At 71.6% G+C, this 15,199-nt stretch carries 16 protein-coding genes and 1 riboswitch; of the genes, 7 read left to right on the plus strand and 9 right to left on the minus strand.

Going from position 1 to position 15,199, the window contains the following annotated elements; translation table 11 throughout:
* Positions 1-3: 3 nt before the first annotated feature.
* The gene (locus ACZ53K_RS15525) at positions 4-858 is read right to left on the minus strand and encodes a helix-turn-helix domain-containing protein (protein ID WP_468836076.1); all 855 of its coding nucleotides are present in this window, start codon (positions 856-858) and stop codon (positions 4-6) included.
* Between the two features lie 241 nt (positions 859-1,099).
* Between ACZ53K_RS15525 and ACZ53K_RS15530 the strand changes: the two genes are divergently transcribed.
* The gene (locus tag ACZ53K_RS15530) at positions 1,100-1,555 is read left to right on the plus strand and encodes an ATP-binding protein (RefSeq protein WP_468836079.1); all 456 of its coding nucleotides are present in this window, start codon (positions 1,100-1,102) and stop codon (positions 1,553-1,555) included.
* 46 nt (positions 1,556-1,601) lie between these two features.
* On the opposite strand, the gene alaS is transcribed toward ACZ53K_RS15530, so the two are convergent.
* The 3 genes from alaS to ACZ53K_RS15545 form a co-directional block, all read right to left on the minus strand.
* Positions 1,602-4,253 carry an alanine--tRNA ligase gene (gene alaS, locus ACZ53K_RS15535; RefSeq protein WP_468836081.1) on the minus strand — a complete coding sequence of 884 codons (2,652 nt, stop codon included), beginning with the start codon at positions 4,251-4,253 and terminating at the stop codon, positions 1,602-1,604.
* A 49-nt stretch (positions 4,254-4,302) separates the two neighbouring features.
* Positions 4,303-5,367: a tRNA (adenosine(37)-N6)-threonylcarbamoyltransferase complex transferase subunit TsaD gene (gene tsaD / locus ACZ53K_RS15540; protein ID WP_468836522.1), complete on the minus strand. Its 1,065-nt coding sequence runs from the start codon at positions 5,365-5,367 to the stop codon at positions 4,303-4,305.
* Positions 5,368-5,514: 147 nt separating this feature from the next.
* Positions 5,515-6,105 carry a histidine phosphatase family protein gene (locus tag ACZ53K_RS15545; protein ID WP_468836083.1) on the minus strand — a complete coding sequence of 197 codons (591 nt, stop codon included), beginning with the start codon at positions 6,103-6,105 and terminating at the stop codon, positions 5,515-5,517.
* A gap of 125 nt (positions 6,106-6,230) precedes the next feature.
* Positions 6,231-6,380: riboswitch (cobalamin riboswitch) on the plus strand.
* Positions 6,381-6,417: 37 nt separating this feature from the next.
* On the opposite strand from ACZ53K_RS15545, the gene ACZ53K_RS15550 reads away from it, so the two are divergent.
* Positions 6,418-6,663 carry a CbtB domain-containing protein gene (locus tag ACZ53K_RS15550; RefSeq protein ID WP_468836085.1) on the plus strand — a complete coding sequence of 82 codons (246 nt, stop codon included), beginning with the start codon at positions 6,418-6,420 and terminating at the stop codon, positions 6,661-6,663.
* Between the two features lie 16 nt (positions 6,664-6,679).
* Positions 6,680-7,441 carry a CbtA family protein gene (locus ACZ53K_RS15555; RefSeq protein ID WP_468836087.1) on the plus strand — a complete coding sequence of 254 codons (762 nt, stop codon included), beginning with the start codon at positions 6,680-6,682 and terminating at the stop codon, positions 7,439-7,441.
* Between the two features lie 164 nt (positions 7,442-7,605).
* Here ACZ53K_RS15555 and ACZ53K_RS15560 read toward each other — a convergent pair whose 3' ends face one another.
* Positions 7,606-8,205: a CAP domain-containing protein gene (locus ACZ53K_RS15560; RefSeq protein WP_468836089.1), complete on the minus strand. Its 600-nt coding sequence runs from the start codon at positions 8,203-8,205 to the stop codon at positions 7,606-7,608.
* 332 nt (positions 8,206-8,537) lie between these two features.
* Between ACZ53K_RS15560 and guaD the strand changes: the two genes are divergently transcribed.
* A complete protein-coding gene (gene guaD / locus ACZ53K_RS15565; protein WP_468836091.1) occupies positions 8,538-9,971 on the plus strand; it encodes a guanine deaminase in 1,434 nt (477 codons plus the stop codon).
* Positions 9,972-10,071: 100 nt separating this feature from the next.
* The gene (locus ACZ53K_RS15570; RefSeq protein WP_468836094.1) at positions 10,072-10,827 is read left to right on the plus strand and encodes a DUF4232 domain-containing protein; all 756 of its coding nucleotides are present in this window, start codon (positions 10,072-10,074) and stop codon (positions 10,825-10,827) included.
* A 31-nt stretch (positions 10,828-10,858) separates the two neighbouring features.
* Here ACZ53K_RS15570 and ACZ53K_RS15575 read toward each other — a convergent pair whose 3' ends face one another.
* The 4 genes from ACZ53K_RS15575 to ACZ53K_RS15590 all read right to left on the minus strand — a co-directional run bounded on the left by ACZ53K_RS15575 (position 10,859) and on the right by ACZ53K_RS15590 (position 13,733).
* Complete coding sequence (locus tag ACZ53K_RS15575) at positions 10,859-11,485, minus strand: NAD(P)H-dependent oxidoreductase (RefSeq protein ID WP_468836096.1); 627 nt, start codon at positions 11,483-11,485, stop codon at positions 10,859-10,861.
* Between the two features lie 66 nt (positions 11,486-11,551).
* On the minus strand, positions 11,552-12,106 hold the full coding sequence (locus ACZ53K_RS15580) for a glycoside hydrolase family 25 protein (protein WP_468836524.1): 555 nt from the start codon (positions 12,104-12,106) through the stop codon (positions 11,552-11,554).
* 234 nt (positions 12,107-12,340) lie between these two features.
* Entirely contained in the window at positions 12,341-13,231 is an 891-nt protein-coding gene (locus tag ACZ53K_RS15585; protein WP_468836099.1) for a DUF72 domain-containing protein, read from the minus strand.
* 73 nt (positions 13,232-13,304) lie between these two features.
* Positions 13,305-13,733 carry a YybH family protein gene (locus ACZ53K_RS15590; protein WP_468836102.1) on the minus strand — a complete coding sequence of 143 codons (429 nt, stop codon included), beginning with the start codon at positions 13,731-13,733 and terminating at the stop codon, positions 13,305-13,307.
* 215 nt (positions 13,734-13,948) lie between these two features.
* Here ACZ53K_RS15590 and ACZ53K_RS15595 point away from each other — a divergent pair, with 215 nt between their 5' ends.
* Together ACZ53K_RS15595 and ACZ53K_RS15600 are read left to right on the plus strand one after the other, a co-directional pair.
* Positions 13,949-14,176: a winged helix-turn-helix transcriptional regulator gene (locus tag ACZ53K_RS15595; RefSeq protein WP_468836104.1), complete on the plus strand. Its 228-nt coding sequence runs from the start codon at positions 13,949-13,951 to the stop codon at positions 14,174-14,176.
* 207 nt (positions 14,177-14,383) lie between these two features.
* Positions 14,384-15,169, plus strand: a complete 786-nt coding sequence (locus ACZ53K_RS15600; RefSeq protein ID WP_468836107.1) for a hypothetical protein — start codon at positions 14,384-14,386, stop codon at positions 15,167-15,169.
* Positions 15,170-15,199: the final 30 nt, after the last annotated feature.

The following is a 15,199-nucleotide window of genomic DNA, read 5'->3' on the forward strand; positions in this document are numbered from 1 at the left end:
GTCTCACATTTCTTGTGCGATGTGGTGGATGAGCTGCCGTGACTTCGTTTCATCGAGAGATGCGCGTTCGGCGATGGCAAACAGGCCGTGGTACTTCTTCAACTCGGCCTCCGCGTCGAGGAACCGTCCGCCGGAGGCCGAGTCGATCTGTACGGTGTCCAGCTGAGGGACGGTGCCGTGTGCGTACATGACCGGCTGAGTGACCTCGATGAATCTCTCGTTCGTGAACGGGATCACCCGTACGGTAACGGCGGGCATGTGTGAGACCTCGATGAGGTATTCGAGCTGCTCGCGTGCGACCTTGCGTCCGCCGAACCGCATTCGTAGGGCAGCCTCGTGCAGGGTTGCCGCGTATCGGGTCGGCGTCGAGCCTTCGAACGTCGCTCTTCGCTTGAGTCGATGTTCGACGCGAGCCGCTACCTCGTCCGCTGGCAATGTCGGCGTCACGCCTTCGAACAAGGCTCGCGCATAGGTTTCCGTCTGGAACGGTCCGGGCATGGTGGTCGACTGCAACGTGCGGACTGCCGTCGCGTGCAACTCCAGTTCGGCGATGTCCAGCCAACCGGGCGCAAGGATGCCCCGGTAATCGTCGAACCAGTGCGTTCCCCTGCGCTCGGCGGCAATCCCGCACAGGGCGCTGATGAGCGGTTCGTCATCGCACTGGTAGAAGGTGGCCAAGCGACGAATGCGTTCTGCGCTGATCCCGAGGCGACCGGCTTCGATGTTGCTGATCCGGGCCGCATCGGTAGAGAGCAGGCCGCCGGACTCGCGCGCCGTTCTGCCGGCCCGCTCGCGCAGCTTCCGAAGCTCGACACCGAGCCGGACCTGGCGGGCGGTCGGATTATCCCTCGGTGGCATGTGACCCTTCCCCTTGTCATCGATGAGTGTGCCGGGAACGGCGGTACGGGTCCACCTTCAGGGTCAATATTCGGGGTACAGGGTTGTACCGGTGCAGGGTTTCACCCTATGTTCCTGGCAGCACCGCGCCGCACGCCGGGTCACCGAAGTGCAGCCGCTCACACGTGACTTCGGGCATGTGTACGGGAGGTCAGAGCCACGGCGGCGGGTAGCGCGTAACACCGCGTTGGGAGACGTAGCCATGACTCTCGCATCCCCGGAACGAACCCCCGCATTCGCCGGAGCACGTCGCTCGTTCCGGTTCGAGCTGCCCAACGGTGTCACCGCACCGATAATCGCCCGGGCCGTCGTGGCCGACCTGTTGACCCTGTCCGGGAACGGCGGACTGGCCGATGACGCCCGGGTGTTGGTCAGCGAGCTGGTCACGAACGTGTACCGGCACACCCGGGCGGCCGTCGTACGCCTCGATGTGGCCGTGAACCCCGATTACGTACGCGTGGCCGTGTGGGACGACGCCCCGCGCAGCCGGCTCCTCGGCCTGCCCGCCCTTTCCGAGGGGGACTCGGGGCGGGGGCTGTTCCTTGTCGAGTGCCTGGCGTCGCGGTGGGGCATCTACCGGCCCAACACCGAAACCCGCTCCCGTAAGGGCGTGTGGTTCGTGCTCGACAGGGAGGGGCGGGACGGGGACGTTCCCTAGCCGGGGCGGCGGTGGGCGGCCCCGGGCAGGGGCCGCCCCCTCGGGGTCACTCCCCGAGCAGCCCCGGCAGCGCAGCCAGCGTCTGCGGCAGCTGTTCGGCCGGGAGCCCGCCGCCCTGTGCCAGTTCCGGCGATCCGCCACCGCGTCCGTTCAGCAGGCGCTTGACCAGGTCGGACGCGGAGCTGCCCGCCTCGCGGCCGGCCTTGTTCAGGGCGACCACCAGGGCCGCCTTGCCGTCCGCCGCCGAGCCGACGGCCACCGCGGCGGGCTGCCCGGCCGGCAGCCGGTCGCGTACGGCCATGGCCAGCGCGCGGGCTGCGTCGGTGCCGCCGTCTGCGGTGGCCGTGACCACGCGGAAGGCCCCTGCCTGTGCGGCGGCATCGGCGAGCCCGGCAGCGCGCGCCACGGTGGCCTGCTGCCGCAACCGCTGGTTCTCGCGGTCGCTCGCCTTCAAGCGCTCCAGCAAACCGGCGACCCGGTCCGGGAGTTCGGCGCGCGGGCCCTGGAGCTGTTCGGCGAGCTGGGTGACCAGGTCGCGCTCGCGGGCGAGGTAGCCGAAGCCCTCGATGCCGACGGAGGCCTCCAGGCGGCGCATTCCGGCGCCGACGGAGGATTCGGCGGTCAGGGCGACGACGCCCACCTGGGACGCGTGGCTGACGTGCGTACCGCCGCACAGTTCGCGCGACCAGGCGCCGCCGATCTCGACGACCCGTACCTTCTCGCCGTACGTCTCGTCGAAGAGGGCGAGCGCGCCCAGCTCCTTGGCCTCCGGGAGCGTCATCCACTTCACGCCCACCGGAAGGTCGCGGCGGAGCGCCCGGTTGGCGGCCTCCTCGATCTCACTGCGGGCGGTGGTGGACAGGCCGCCGCGCCAGGGGAAGTCGAGGCGCAGGTAGCCGGGGCGGTTGTACGAGCCGGACTGGAGGGCCGTCGGGCCGAGGATTTCGCGCAGGGCGGCGTGGAGGACGTGGGTGCCGGAGTGGGCCTGGCGCGCGCCGAGGCGCCACTCGGGGTCGACGGCCGCGTGGAGGGAGTCGCCGAGGGCGAGTTCGCCGGCGGTGACGCGTACCTGGTGGCCGACCAGGCCGGGGAGCGGGCGCTGTACGTCCAGGACCTCGGCCTCGACCGAGGTGCCGGACAGACGGCCGGCGTCGCTGTCCTGGCCGCCGGATTCGGCGTAGAAGGGGGTGCGGTCAAGGATGACGGTGGCGATTTCGCCTTCACGGGCCACGGGAACGGGCCCTTGGGCGCCGAGTACGGCCAGCACCTTGGAGTCGGTCTCCAGGGTGTCCCAGGCGCGCCAGTCGGTGGGGCCGTGTTCGTCCAGGACGGTGCGGAGAGCCGAAGTGTCCACGGCGCCGCCCGACTTGCGGGCGCGAGCATCGGCGCGGGCCCGTTCGCGCTGTTCGCGCATGAGGGCCGCGAAGCCCTCGCGGTCCACCTCGACGCCCTGTTCGGCGGCCATCTCCAGGGTGAGGTCGATGGGGAAGCCGTAGGTGTCGTGGAGGAGGAAGGCCTGCTTCCCCGGGAGGGAGCGGCTGCCCTCGGCCTTGACCTTGGTTACGGCGGTGTCCAGGACCGCGGTGCCCTGGCGCAGCGTCGCACGGAAGGCGTCCTCCTCGCCCGCCGCCTGGTCGGCGATCCGGTCGTAGGACTCGGCGACCTCCGGGTAGCTGGGGGCCATGCAGTCGCGGGCGACCGCGAGGAGCTCCGGCAGGGCCCGGTCCTCGTAGCCGAGCTGGCGCATGGAGCGGACGGCGCGGCGCAGGATGCGGCGCAGGACGTAGCCGCGGCCCTCGTTGCCGGGGGTGGTGCCGTCGGCGAGCAGCATGAGGGCGGTACGGACGTGGTCGGCGACCACACGCAGCCGTACGTCGTTCTGTTCGTCGTCGCCGTAACGGACGCCGGCGAGCGCGGCGGCACGGTCCAGGACCGGGCGGGTCTCGTCGATCTCGTAGAGGTTGTCGACGCCCTGGAGGAGGGTGGCCATCCGCTCCAGGCCCATGCCGGTGTCGATGTTCTGGCGGGGGAGTTCGCCGAGGATCGGGTAGCCGGTCTTGCCGGTGCCCTCGCCGCGCTCGTACTGCATGAAGACGAGGTTCCAGAACTCCATGTACCGGTCCTCGTCGGCCTCCGGACCACCCGCCCGGCCGAACTTCGGCCCCCGGTCGTAGTACAGCTCCGAGCAGGGCCCGCACGGCCCCGGGACACCCATCGACCAGAAGTTGTCCTCGTCGCCGCGCGAGACGATCCGCTCGTCGGGCAGGCCGGCGATCTGCCGCCACAGGGTGCGGGCCTCGTCGTCGGTGTGGTGCACGGTGACCCAGATGCGCTCGGGGTCCAGGCCGTATCCGCCGTCGGCGACGGGCGAGGTGGACAGCTCCCACGCGAAGCGAATGGCGTCTTCCTTGAAGTAGTCGCCGAGGGAGAAGTTGCCGTTCATCTGGAAGAAGGAGCCGTGCCGGGTGGTGCGCCCGACCTCCTCGATGTCCAGGGTGCGTACGCACTTCTGCACGCTGGTCGCCCGCGGCCAGGGCGCCGCCACCTCGCCGGTCAGGTACGGCTTGAAGGGCACCATGCCCGCGTTGACGAACAGCAGCGTCGGGTCCGGCGTCGGCAGCGGCGCGCTGGGGACGACGGTGTGGCCGCGTTCGGCGAAGAAGTCGAGGAAGCGGGTGCGGATCTCGGCGGTACGCAAAGGGGGCTCCGGGCGGTCGGGTAGGAGGAGGGGGAGGGTGCGGCGGCCGTTACGCGGCGGCCTTCGCCGCCCTGGCGGCCGCCCTGGCGACCGGGTGCAGGGCCGCGTACTCCAGCGGCGCCGACGGGTCGATCGAGAGGTCCAGCGGAGCCGGCTCGGCGCCCGCCCGTACGAGCAGGTCACCGACGGCGGCGATCATCGCGCCGTTGTCCGTGCACAGCCGTAGGGGCGGTACCCGCAGTGTGATGCCTGCCTTCTGGCAGCGCTCCTCGGCGAGGGACCGTACGCGCGAGTTGGCGGCCACGCCGCCCACCACCACCAGCGTGCCCACGCCGTGCTCCTTGCAGGCCGCGACGGCCTTGCGGGTCAGCACGTCGGCCACCGCCTCCTGGAGGGAGGCCGCGCCGTCCGCCACGGGCAGTTCGCCGCCGGTGTGCCGTTCGGCCCAGCGCGCGGCGGCCGTCTTGAGGCCGGAGAAGGAGAAGCCGTACGGGTCGTCGCGCGGCCCGGTCAGCGGACGCGGGAACGCGACGGCCTTCGGGTCGCCCTCGCGCGCGGCCCGGTCGATCGCGGGACCGCCCGGGTACGGCAGGCCGAAGACCCGCGCGACCTTGTCGAAGCACTCCCCGGCCGCGTCGTCGAGGGTGTCGCCGAGGTGCACGATCGGGTCGCGTGCCAGGTCCCGTACGAGGAGGAGGGACGTGTGCCCGCCGGACACGATCAGCACCATGCAGGGGTCGGGCAGCGGGCCGTGCTCCAGGGTGTCGGCGGCGACGTGCCCGGCGAGGTGGTGCACGCCGTACAGCGGCACGCCCAGCCCGTACGCCAGGCCCTTGGCACCGGCCAGGCCGACCTGGAGGGCGCCCGACAGGCCGGGGCCGGTGGTCACGGCCACCGCGCCGATGTCGGCCTTGGTCAGGTTCGCCTCGTCGAGGGCGCGGCGGACGACGGGCGTGAGGGAGTGCACGTGCGCGCGGGCCGCGATCTCCGGTACGACGCCGCCGTAGCGCGCGTGCTCGTCCATGCTGGACGCCACCGCGTGCCCGAGCAGCCGCCCGTCCCGGACGAGGCCTGCCCCGGTCTCGTCGCAGGAGGACTCGATCCCCAGCACCACTGGAGAGCCTGGAGATGACACCGCACCGCTCCTTCGTTCCTGATTCCTGGTACCCGGTTCCCGCCGGATTCGTTCCCGCCGGATTCGTTATTGCGAGTCGTGTGCAATAACCGTTTCCGTCCAGGATACGGCGGTGCGCGCGCTCCCTTAGGGCGCCTGGGGCGCCTGGGGCGCCGCCCCCTGCCCGAGTTCCGCCGCCATCCGGACGTTCCACCGCCTGTCCCGCCCGCTCAGCACCGTCACGGCCAGCGGCGGTACGTCCACCCGCCAGAAGGACGAGGGCGGGGCCCCCAGCGCACACACCACGGACGCACGTACGACGTCCGGCTCCACTACGGCCACGACCCGGCCGCCCTCAGCCGCGAGGCCCGCCAGCCAGTCCGCCACCCGGCCCAGCAGCTGCGCCAGCGTCTCGCCGCCGTGCGGCGCGCTGTCCGCGTCGGACAGCCAGGCCCCGACTGCCGCGGGCTCGGCGGCCAGCACGTCCTCCAGGGCCAGGCCCCGCCAGCGGCCCATCGCGCAGCCCGCCGCGCCCGCGTCCGGGACCGCCCGCAGGCCGAGCGCCTCGGCCGTCTCCCTGCAGCGCGCGGAAGGGGAGGTCAGGGCTCGGTCGGCGGGCAGGGCGGCGGCCGCGGCGCGTACGGCGCGGGCCCGGCGCAGCCCGTCCGGCGTCAGCGGTTCGTCGGCCGGGAAGCGCACCGTGCGCAGGGCGTCGTCGAAGGAGGGTGAGAGCAACATCACCCGAGTTGTCATGGGCACCTCTTCCGTCGCGGAAAACCTGATGGCGCACAAGGGCAACAGAGGGGCGCGCGACCGCCGCCGTGCATCCGCTCGCCCGCCCGCGGGGCCTTTTCCCCGCCGCCGCCACGCGGTACGTTCCCGATGATATTGACGATGACATGACGGAAGCCGGTGGAATCCCGGCGCGGTCGCGCCACTGTGAGCCCGGACCGGGCCCGTACGGAGTACGGGACCGACGGGTGAGCCAGACCCGTCCTGTCGTTACGACTCCCACCGACCGGGACGCGAGTTCCCCCAGGAGGTTCCGCCATGGCCCAGTCCGCCGTACCGCCGACCACCGGCCCCGCCGCATCAGCCCCGGCCATCCCGTCCGCCGCACCCGTCACGCTGCCGATCAGGACGGTCCTGCCGTGGGCGGTCTTCGGCGGCATCCTCATGCTCGTCCTGCTCTACTTCGTCGGTGCCGAACAGGGCGCCACCTCCCTCCTCTCCGGCACCGACGTGCACGAGTGGGTCCACGACGGACGCCACCTGCTCGGCTTCCCCTGCCACTGACCGGGGGAATCCGCACATGAACTCCGCCACCGTCAGATCCCTCCTGGTGCGCGGCATGCTGGCCGGCCTCGCCGCCGGCCTGCTCGCCCTGCTCGTCGCCTACCTCCTGGGCGAACCGCAGGTCGACGCCGCCATCGCGTTCGAGGACGCGCACGCCCACGAACACGAGGCCGAGGTCGTCAGCCGCACGGTGCAGTCCACCGCCGGCCTGGCCACCGGCGTCCTGGTGTACGGCGTCGCGCTGGGCGGGATCGCCGCCCTGGCCTACTGCTTCGTGCTCGGGCGCGCCGGCCGCTTCGGCCCGCGCGCCACCGCCCTGCTGCTCGCCGGCGCCGTGTTCGCCGCCGTCTACCTCGTACCGTTCCTGAAGTACCCGGCCAACCCGCCGTCCGTCGGCGACCCCGACTCCATCGGCAAACGCACCACGCTGTACTTCCTGATGATCGCCCTCAGCGTGCTACTGACCGTCGCCGCGGTCATCCTCGGCAAGCGGCTCGCGCCCCGCCTGGGCAACTGGTACGCGACGGTCGCCGCCCTGACCGCCTTCGCCGTGGCCGTCGGTCTCGCCTACGCGTTCCTGCCGGCCGTCAACGAACTCCCGGCGGACTTCCCCGCCCTGCTGCTGTGGAAGTTCCGGCTCTCCGCCCTCGGCATCCAGCTCGCCATGTGGACCGCCTTCGGGCTGCTCTTCGGCGAACTGGCGGAGCGGGCTGCGGGGGTACGGGCGGGGGCCGCTTCGCGTGCGGCGGGCGGGGGTGCTGTTTCGTCGGCGGGGTGAGGTGGGGGGCTGGCGGGGCTCTGGGGTGCGGGGAATCTCCGTGTCGCGCATTGCGCATCGCGTTCCCCGGAGCCCGTGCCTCGCCCCCCGTACCTCGTCACCCGTACCTCGTCACCCGTACCCGGAGCCGTACGTATCGCAGTCCGGTCGGCTGGTCGTGCCGCTCAGGCGGGCCGGGCCAGCAGCAGCGTCCACCAAGGGCCGCGGTCGTCGGTGCCGTTGTTGATGCCCACCCCCGCGTGCCGGAACGCGCAGTCGGCCAGCACCACCCGGTGCTCCGGGCTGCGCATCCACGCCCGGACGACCTCCGTGGCCCCACGCTGGCCGCGCGCGATGTCCTCGCCCGCGCGGCGCCAGTCGTAACCGACGGCCGAGAGCCGGCTGCCGGGCCCCGAGCCGCCGCGCTCCCGGTGCGAGAGTGAGCCCTCGCGGGCCATGTGGTCGCTGTGCCGCTGCGCGGCCTCGGTGACCGTACGGTGCGCCCGTACGGGACGGCAGCCGGCCTTCCGCCGCTCACGGTTGACCAGCCGGATGACGGCCGCCCTGGTCGCTTCGACGTTACGGGGAAGGTGGGCGAAGCCCGGCGCCCGGAGCGTGCGTGCGGCCGGGGCAGCGGGTGACGTCAGGGCCGGGTGCGCCGGTAGTGCCCTATGTGCCGAGAGCGCGGAGTACGCGGCGTCCGGCAGCCCGGGGCGCTCGCCCGGAGGCGTCGCGACGGCGGCACCGCCCACCGTGAGCCCCGCCAGGACCAGCACCGCCACCACCGCCCGTACCGCGTACCACCCCGCCCGCCGGCCAGCCCCCCTGCCTACAGCCCTGCCTGCACCCCTACCCACATCCCTACCTGCGCTCCCGTCCGCACTCCTGCCCGTACTCCCGCCCATTCGGCCCCTGTTCCTCGACAGTCGACGGTTGTGGCGACCGGTCGTCACCCGGCCGGCGCCGTCCCCGGCAGCCGGCCCGGTGACAGTCTTGCCGTCCCCGCCCCCGTCTCTGTCGCCCACGGCCGATACCCGACCCGTTCGGCTGTACGGGACGGCCGCCCCGCTGACGTACGCCAGATGCATCCCCGCCCGGAACGGGTACCCGCCCGCACATGACCACCAGCACGCCCACCCCCACCCCAACCCCCGCCCCCACCCCTTCCACTCCAGCCCCTTCCACCCCCGCCTCGGTCTCGGCCGTACGCGGCCCCCTCGTCCACTTCCGCGCCGACCCCTTCCGCACCGGCAACACCGAAGCCCTCGTCCACGACCCCGACGGACTGCTGATCTGCGAGGGCGGCCGCATCATCGCCGCGGGCCCGTACGCCGACACCCGCGACCGGCTGCCGGCCGGCACCGAACCCGTCCACTACCCGGGCCACCTCATCACCGCGGGCTTCGTCGACGCCCATACGCACTACGTCCAGAAGGACGCCATCGCCGGCTTCGGTGCCCAACTGCCCGACTGGCTGGAGCACACCTACGTATCCGAGGAGCGCTTCGCCGACGACGCGTACGCCCGGCGCGTCGCCGCCTCCTTCTGCGACGAACTGCTGCGCAACGGCACCACCACGGCGCTGGCCTTCGCCTCCGTACACCCCGGCTCGGCCGACGCCCTGTTCGAAGAGGCGACGCGGCGCGACCTGCGCATCGCCGTGGGCAAGGTCCTGATGGACCGCAACGCCCCCGACACCCTGCTCGACACCGCACAGCGCGGCTACGACGAATCCCTCGACCTGATCCGGCGCTGGCACGGCAAGGGCCGCAACCTCTACGCCGTCACCCCGCGCTTCGCCCCCACCAGCACCCCCGCCCAGCTCGAAGCCGCCCGCGCCCTACGCGCGGACCACCCCACGACCCTCCTGCACACCCACGTCTCGGAACACCGCGACGAGATCCCCTGGGTCCGCTCCCTCTTCCCCGACCGCGACGGCTATCTGGACGTCTACGACCATTACGGCCTGCTCGGCCCCCGCACCGTCCTCGCCCACGGCATCCACCTCACCCCCTCCGAACGCGACCGCTGCGCCCGCACCGGCACGGCCGTCGCCCACTGCCCGTCCTCGAACCTCTTCCTCGGCAGCGGCCTCTTCCCCCTCCGCGAGGCCAAGGAAGGCGACCACCCACTCACCGTAGCCCTGGGCACTGACATCGGCGCCGGCACCAGCTTCGCCCTGCTCCAGACCATGCGCGACGCCCACCAGGTCGCCAAGCTGCGCGGACACGCCCTCGACGCCGTCAAGACGTTCTACCTCGCGATCCGGGGCGGCGCCGAAGCCCTCGGCCTGGCCGACACGATCGGCTCCCTGACCCCCGGTCAGGAAGCCGACTTCGCCATCCTCGACCCCCGCGCCACACCCCTCCTGGCCGCCCGCACCGCCCGCGCCGAGAACATCGAGGACCTTCTCTTCGCCCTGAGCATCCTGGGCGACGACCGGACGGTCCGGGCCACTTACGCGGCGGGGAGGCTGGTGTACGAGCGGGAGGCGGCACCTGCGTCCGCGGTTTCCTCCCGGGCCCACGGCGCGCCCCCGTACCCGCGTTAGCCGGGTGTTAGCGGCGCGGCAGCCCGGCGGTAGTGGCCCCGGCCAAAGTGAATGTCGTACGGAGGAAAGACCGACACCGACTTCCCCGGGGGGACCCGAAATGAGCTCCAACACCACGGCCCGCACCACCCGTCGCCGCACCCTGCGCATCGCCGCCGCGGCCCTGACCGCGGCCGCCGGCCTCACCCTGACCGCCTGCTCCGGTTCGGACGCCGCCGCGTCCAAGCCCGCGAGCCAGCCGGACGCCGCCGCGCCCGCCGAGGCCGGCGGCGCGGACCCCTCCACCGGAACGCAGGGCAACGGCAACGAGGCAGGCGACGCGAAGCCGGACTCCGGCAACGGCGCCTCGTCCCGCGCCGGCTCCGGGGCTGAGGCCGGGGCCGGGAACGGTGCGGCGAAGGGCGCGGGGAAGAGCGCGGTGAAGGGCGGGGGCAAAGGCGCGGGTAAGGGCAAGTCCTGCCGCACGAGCGAGCTGAAAATGGAGGCCGTGGACAGCACGCCCGACCAGAAGGTGGGCGACGTCACCGTTCGGATGACGAACAAGGGTGCGAGGACCTGCTCGGCAGCGGGCTACGCGGGCGTCGACCTGAAGGACGCCGACGGCACCTCCGCGCCTGTCCACCGCAGCGGTGGGCAGCCCCGCATCACCGACCTGAAGCCCGGCGACACCGCCACCTTCAACATCTCCTACAAGGTCGACTTCAGTGGTGACAGCCTCGCCTCCCCGACCAACATCATCGTGACGCCGCCGAACGAGACCCACAGCGTGTCCCTGAAGTGGCCCGCGGATGCGCTGAAGCTGGCCGGCTCGTACGACGAGAACATCAAGGTCAGCCCGGTGGCCACCGCCAACTGACCACCGCGGTCAAGCACCCGTCGTGGGCGCGTCACCTGTCATCCGACATCCGGGGACAGCACACCTGGACCAGAAGCGCGGCTGCCTGAGCCCGTGCCTCACGCAGCCACGCCGACCGGTCGGCCTCGGTCGAGTCGGAGACGGTACGGAAGACATGCCGCCGGACGTCCGTGACACCCACGTACGGCAGGACGCACGCCGCCCAGATCCGCTGCAGCGGGTCACCGAACTCGCGCTCCTCACGCTCGGCGGGAGTGTCGGACGTGTTCAGCACCAGCGCCCGCCCGGCCCTCAGCAGGCCGACGGGCTCCCCGTCCGCGGACCCGAGCTTGTAGGCGACACCGGGCGCCAGCACCCGCTGCACCCACCCCGCCAGCACGGCCGGCGGCATGCCCCACCAGTTCGGATGGACGAACACCATGGCATCGAGCGTCGCCACCTCGGCCCGGTGGCGCGCCGTCCACGCGTCATCCGGCTCCTCGGCCGCCCGTACCGTCTCCGTACCGTCCGCGGACAACAGCGGATCGAACCCCTCGGCATACAGATCGTGCGTGACGACCTGGCACCCCCGGCCACCCAGCTCCGCGGCGACGGCATCGGCCAGCGCGTGATTGAAACTGCCCGGACGCGGATGCGCGAGATAGACCGCAGCCTTCATGAGTGCTCCCCCTGATGGTCACGCACGAGTCGACGAGTTGATACGAGCATCGGTACGTGCTTATTTCTACCCGCCGGCGGCCCACTTCTTGAGCGCGTCGCGGTTCTCGAACTGCGCGACGTTCTTGTCCAGCGGCCGGTCGGTGTGCTGGTGGATGAGCCACTTGCCCTTGATCCGCGGCTTGCCGGGGCTCACGTAATCGGCGATCCACAGCCCGTCCGCCGCGTACGACGTGGTGTCGTGCCCCTTCCAGAAGGACACGTTGGTGTACAGCAGCACGCGATGGCGCGGAGCGAGCTTCTTCACCTCCCGCAGGAACTGGTCCTTCTGCGCCCCGCTCGCATGCGTACCGGAACTCGTCGTCTCCCAGTCGGCGGCGAGCAGATCGCCGTCCTTCGCGCCGCACTTCTCGACGAAGTACCTGGCCTGCGCCTCGATGTTCCCGGGCCACAGGAAGTGGTAGAAGCCGACCACACACCCCGCTTCCCGGGCCTTGGCCGCCTGATCCGCCCGATGCGGACTGGCGTAGGAACGCCCCTCGGTCGCCTTGATGAACACGAAGTCCAGGCCCTTCGCGTCGTACGAGGTGTTGTGGGCGGAGATGTCGACGCCGTGCAGCATGAGGTGCCTTTCGGTGGTGGCCACCGGTGGTGGCTTTCGTGGTGGGAAGTGAGGCAACGAGTCGCGCGATAGGCCCGGAGGACCTTCTCGCCCGAAAACGATGCAAGCCCTTCGCAGCAAGCCCCCGTCAGTAAGCACCCGTCAGTGAGCCCTCCCCACTACATTCCCCACATTCCGCGCGTGTCATCCCCAACCACCGCGCGCCCCCGGGGCATTCGTGTGCGCTCCCACCCCTTATTCCGCCCCCTGCGGCAGGCCGAGCAACTCCCTCATCGACTCGGCTGCGCGTACAGCCGCGTCCGCGCAGCAGTTGTTGAACAGCACGTGCACCCGACCGGTCCGCTCCGCCATCGCTCGTAGGCGCGGCACCCATTCCGCCAACTCCGCCTCCGTATAGGCGTACCGGAACCGCTCCTCCTTACTCCCCGTACCCCAGGCGGAGTTACGGCCGTGAAAGCGCACCACAGCCAACCGGTCGTCCGTGACGGGAGTGACCGGAGGTATCGACACAGGCAACGTCTGCACCATGTCCACGGCCACCGTGGCCACCCCCAGCTCCTCCAGCATCGCCGCCGTCGACGCCTGCCGTTCCCTGTCCCGCCACCACTCGGGATGGCGGAATTCCACCGCCACCGGCCAGCCTTCCGTACGCTCCCGGCACCGCCTGAGAAACGCCTCCGCCCGCGCGCCCGGCGCGAACCACGGCGGAAACTGGAACAGCAACGTGCCGAGCCGCCCGGCTGCCCGCAGCGGCCCGACCGCCCCACTGAACCGCCGCCACACCTCGTCCAGCAGCCCGCCGTCGTCCCCGTTCGCGTACTCCCTGCGCCGCGCGGCGGCCGACCGCAGATCGACGGGCAATGCGGCAGGCCGCGTCGGATGCCCGGTGAGCAACGAAAACGCCTTCACATCAAACCGGAACCCGTCCGGCGTCCGCTCCGCCCACAACCGGCTGTTGCGCTCACTCGGCAGCGAGTAGTACGTGGCATCGACCTCCACCACCGGAAACCGCCCCGCGTAATGCCGCAACCGCCCCTCCGCGTCCCGCCGCCCCGGCGGATACCACCCACTGGAAACCAGCGCCCGATCCGTCCACGAACACGTACCGACCAGAATCTCACCCATGGAAGCCCGGTTACCCAGCCAGGGGAAAGCCACCAGACCGGCCCGGGTGCCACTCCCTCCCCGCCACTCACCGTCAGACAGGTACGCGTTCCGTCCCGAACGGATTGTCGATGACATAACGCCACAGCCCGTCCGCTCCCCGACGCGCAACGCCCGTGGCCGTGCCCTCGATGTGCACGTGACCGTCGTCCGGCCCGGGACCGTCGATGACCCAGTCGACGATCAGCAGCGCGATGTCGTCGGCGACGTACGTATGCCGGGGCCGTACGGTGATCGGCAGCCCCGATCCGAGGTGGTCTGCCGTCGCCTCGGCCAGGGCCTCCCCGGTAACCGGCCGGCCGGGACGCGGGACGAAGACGCCGCCCGGCTCATAGACCCGCACCATTTCGGCGACTTCCCCGGTGTTGAAGGCGGCGGCGAATACCGCCGGGTGTTGCTCCGGGACGGTGGTCAGGGAAACAGTGGGCGCATGGCCCCGTTCGATGTTCGGTTCGACGCTCATGACGGCAGCAAAGCCGCCTCCGAAGTAGCTCACCAAACAGAAACTCACCTACCCGGCCCTGCCGCGGCGGCCCGGCCCGGCACGCCCACCGGCTGGGACGGCGACTCGTACCCGACGTCCGCGGACGCACCACCCGCCCCGACCCCGACTGCCCGGTCGAAATCGCCCTCGCCGCCATCTCCGGCCGCTGGACAACCCTCGTCCGGCGCGAGCTGATGCACGGCCCGCATTCCTTCCGCACCCTGAGCACGCGCCTCCCCGAAATCAGCCCCAAGGTACTCACCGACCGCTTGCGCACCCTCGAACAACGCGGCCTCCTGACCCACGAACGCCTCCCGGGCTTTCCCGTACGAACCCGCTACCGCCTCACCCCGGCAGGCCAGTCCCTGCGCCCACTGCTTGTGGAGCTGTACCGCACGGGAGCGACCCTGGCTAAGGCGTGAAGTACGCCTGTCACGGGACGTATGACACGGCACCGGCACGGGCACCGGCGAGGGCATCTTCATGGTTTGGCCCCCCGCGACTTGCCGCCCGGCCGTCGTCGCGTGCCAGCCGGCCTGACGTCCCGGCCTGTGGCCCTGGTCAGGCGCCCGGTTGGCGTTGGGTAATCTGCCAGCGGCATGACAACTACGGGGGAGGGTGTCACACGAGTGTCCGGTAAGACGGCGGTTGACCCGGCGGAGCTGCGTTCGTCCGCGCAGGCCGAGGACGCGATAGCGGACGACATGAAGGACCCGAACAACAAGGCGATCTCCACGTCCAAGGACGCCGCCCAGGCGCTCAAGGGATGGGCGGTCGGTACGGCTCTCCAGCAGATCGCCGACAGCTGGAAGCCCTCCTTGGACGGGATGCACGCCCGTGCGAAATCGGGCGCGAACAATCTCCGTGCGACCGCATCCGGTCACGAGTGGAACGATCAGGACACCTACCGGGACTTCGAGAAGACCGGCGACCAGGCGCAGACCCAGTCGGGGCTGCAGTCGATGAGCGCGCCCGCGAGTGGTCCGGGCGCCATCGGCGGGCCGGGCGCGGTGGGCTCGGAGGGCACCCATCCCACGCCGGGCGGGAACCGTCTGCCGGGCCCGGGTGGTGCCATCGGCGGACCCGGTGCCGTCGGTTCCGAGGGCAGTTCCCCGATGCCGGGAGCGAACCGTTTCCTCGATCGCGACGGTGGTGCCATCGGGGGGCCGGGTGCGGTGGGTTCGGAAGGTACTCACCCGATGCCGGGCGCGAGCCGGCTGCCGGGTCCGGGTGGCGCCATCGGCGGACCGGGTGCGGTCGGTTCCGAGGGCACGCATCCCATGCCGGGCGCCAACCGGCCCGGGACCGACGGCCCCGCGTACACCGGCCCGGATCCCGGCGCGAAGTGGACGCCGGAGGACATGGCGAAGGCCAAGCCCATGTCGGCCCCGGTCGACGGCTCGCCCTTCGGGTGAGCAGGGACGGGTGGGCTGCTCGGGGCCACC

The organism is Streptomyces sp. NPDC033221 (assembly GCF_055577005.1).

Bases quoted from the DNA above. Each gene is read 5' to 3' on its own strand.
- ACZ53K_RS15585 (WP_468836099.1), bottom strand. From the start codon at position 13,231: ATGGGTGAGATTCTGGTCGGTACGTGTTCGTGGACGGATCGGGCGCTG.
- ACZ53K_RS15575 (WP_468836096.1), bottom strand. From the start codon at position 11,485: ATGAAGGCTGCGGTCTATCTCGCGCATCCGCGTCCGGGCAGTTTCAAT.
- ACZ53K_RS15555 (WP_468836087.1), top strand. From the start codon at position 6,680: ATGAACTCCGCCACCGTCAGATCCCTCCTGGTGCGCGGCATGCTGGCC.
- ACZ53K_RS15590 (WP_468836102.1), bottom strand. From the start codon at position 13,733: ATGAGCGTCGAACCGAACATCGAACGGGGCCATGCGCCCACTGTTTCC.
- ACZ53K_RS15580 (WP_468836524.1), bottom strand. From the start codon at position 12,106: ATGCTGCACGGCGTCGACATCTCCGCCCACAACACCTCGTACGACGCG.
- ACZ53K_RS15595 (WP_468836104.1), top strand. From the start codon at position 13,949: ATGCACGGCCCGCATTCCTTCCGCACCCTGAGCACGCGCCTCCCCGAA.
- ACZ53K_RS15545 (WP_468836083.1), bottom strand. From the start codon at position 6,105: ATGTTGCTCTCACCCTCCTTCGACGACGCCCTGCGCACGGTGCGCTTC.
- guaD (WP_468836091.1), top strand. From the start codon at position 8,538: ATGACCACCAGCACGCCCACCCCCACCCCAACCCCCGCCCCCACCCCT.
- ACZ53K_RS15525 (WP_468836076.1), bottom strand. From the start codon at position 858: ATGCCACCGAGGGATAATCCGACCGCCCGCCAGGTCCGGCTCGGTGTC.
- ACZ53K_RS15570 (WP_468836094.1), top strand. From the start codon at position 10,072: ATGAGCTCCAACACCACGGCCCGCACCACCCGTCGCCGCACCCTGCGC.
- ACZ53K_RS15550 (WP_468836085.1), top strand. From the start codon at position 6,418: ATGGCCCAGTCCGCCGTACCGCCGACCACCGGCCCCGCCGCATCAGCC.
- ACZ53K_RS15530 (WP_468836079.1), top strand. From the start codon at position 1,100: ATGACTCTCGCATCCCCGGAACGAACCCCCGCATTCGCCGGAGCACGT.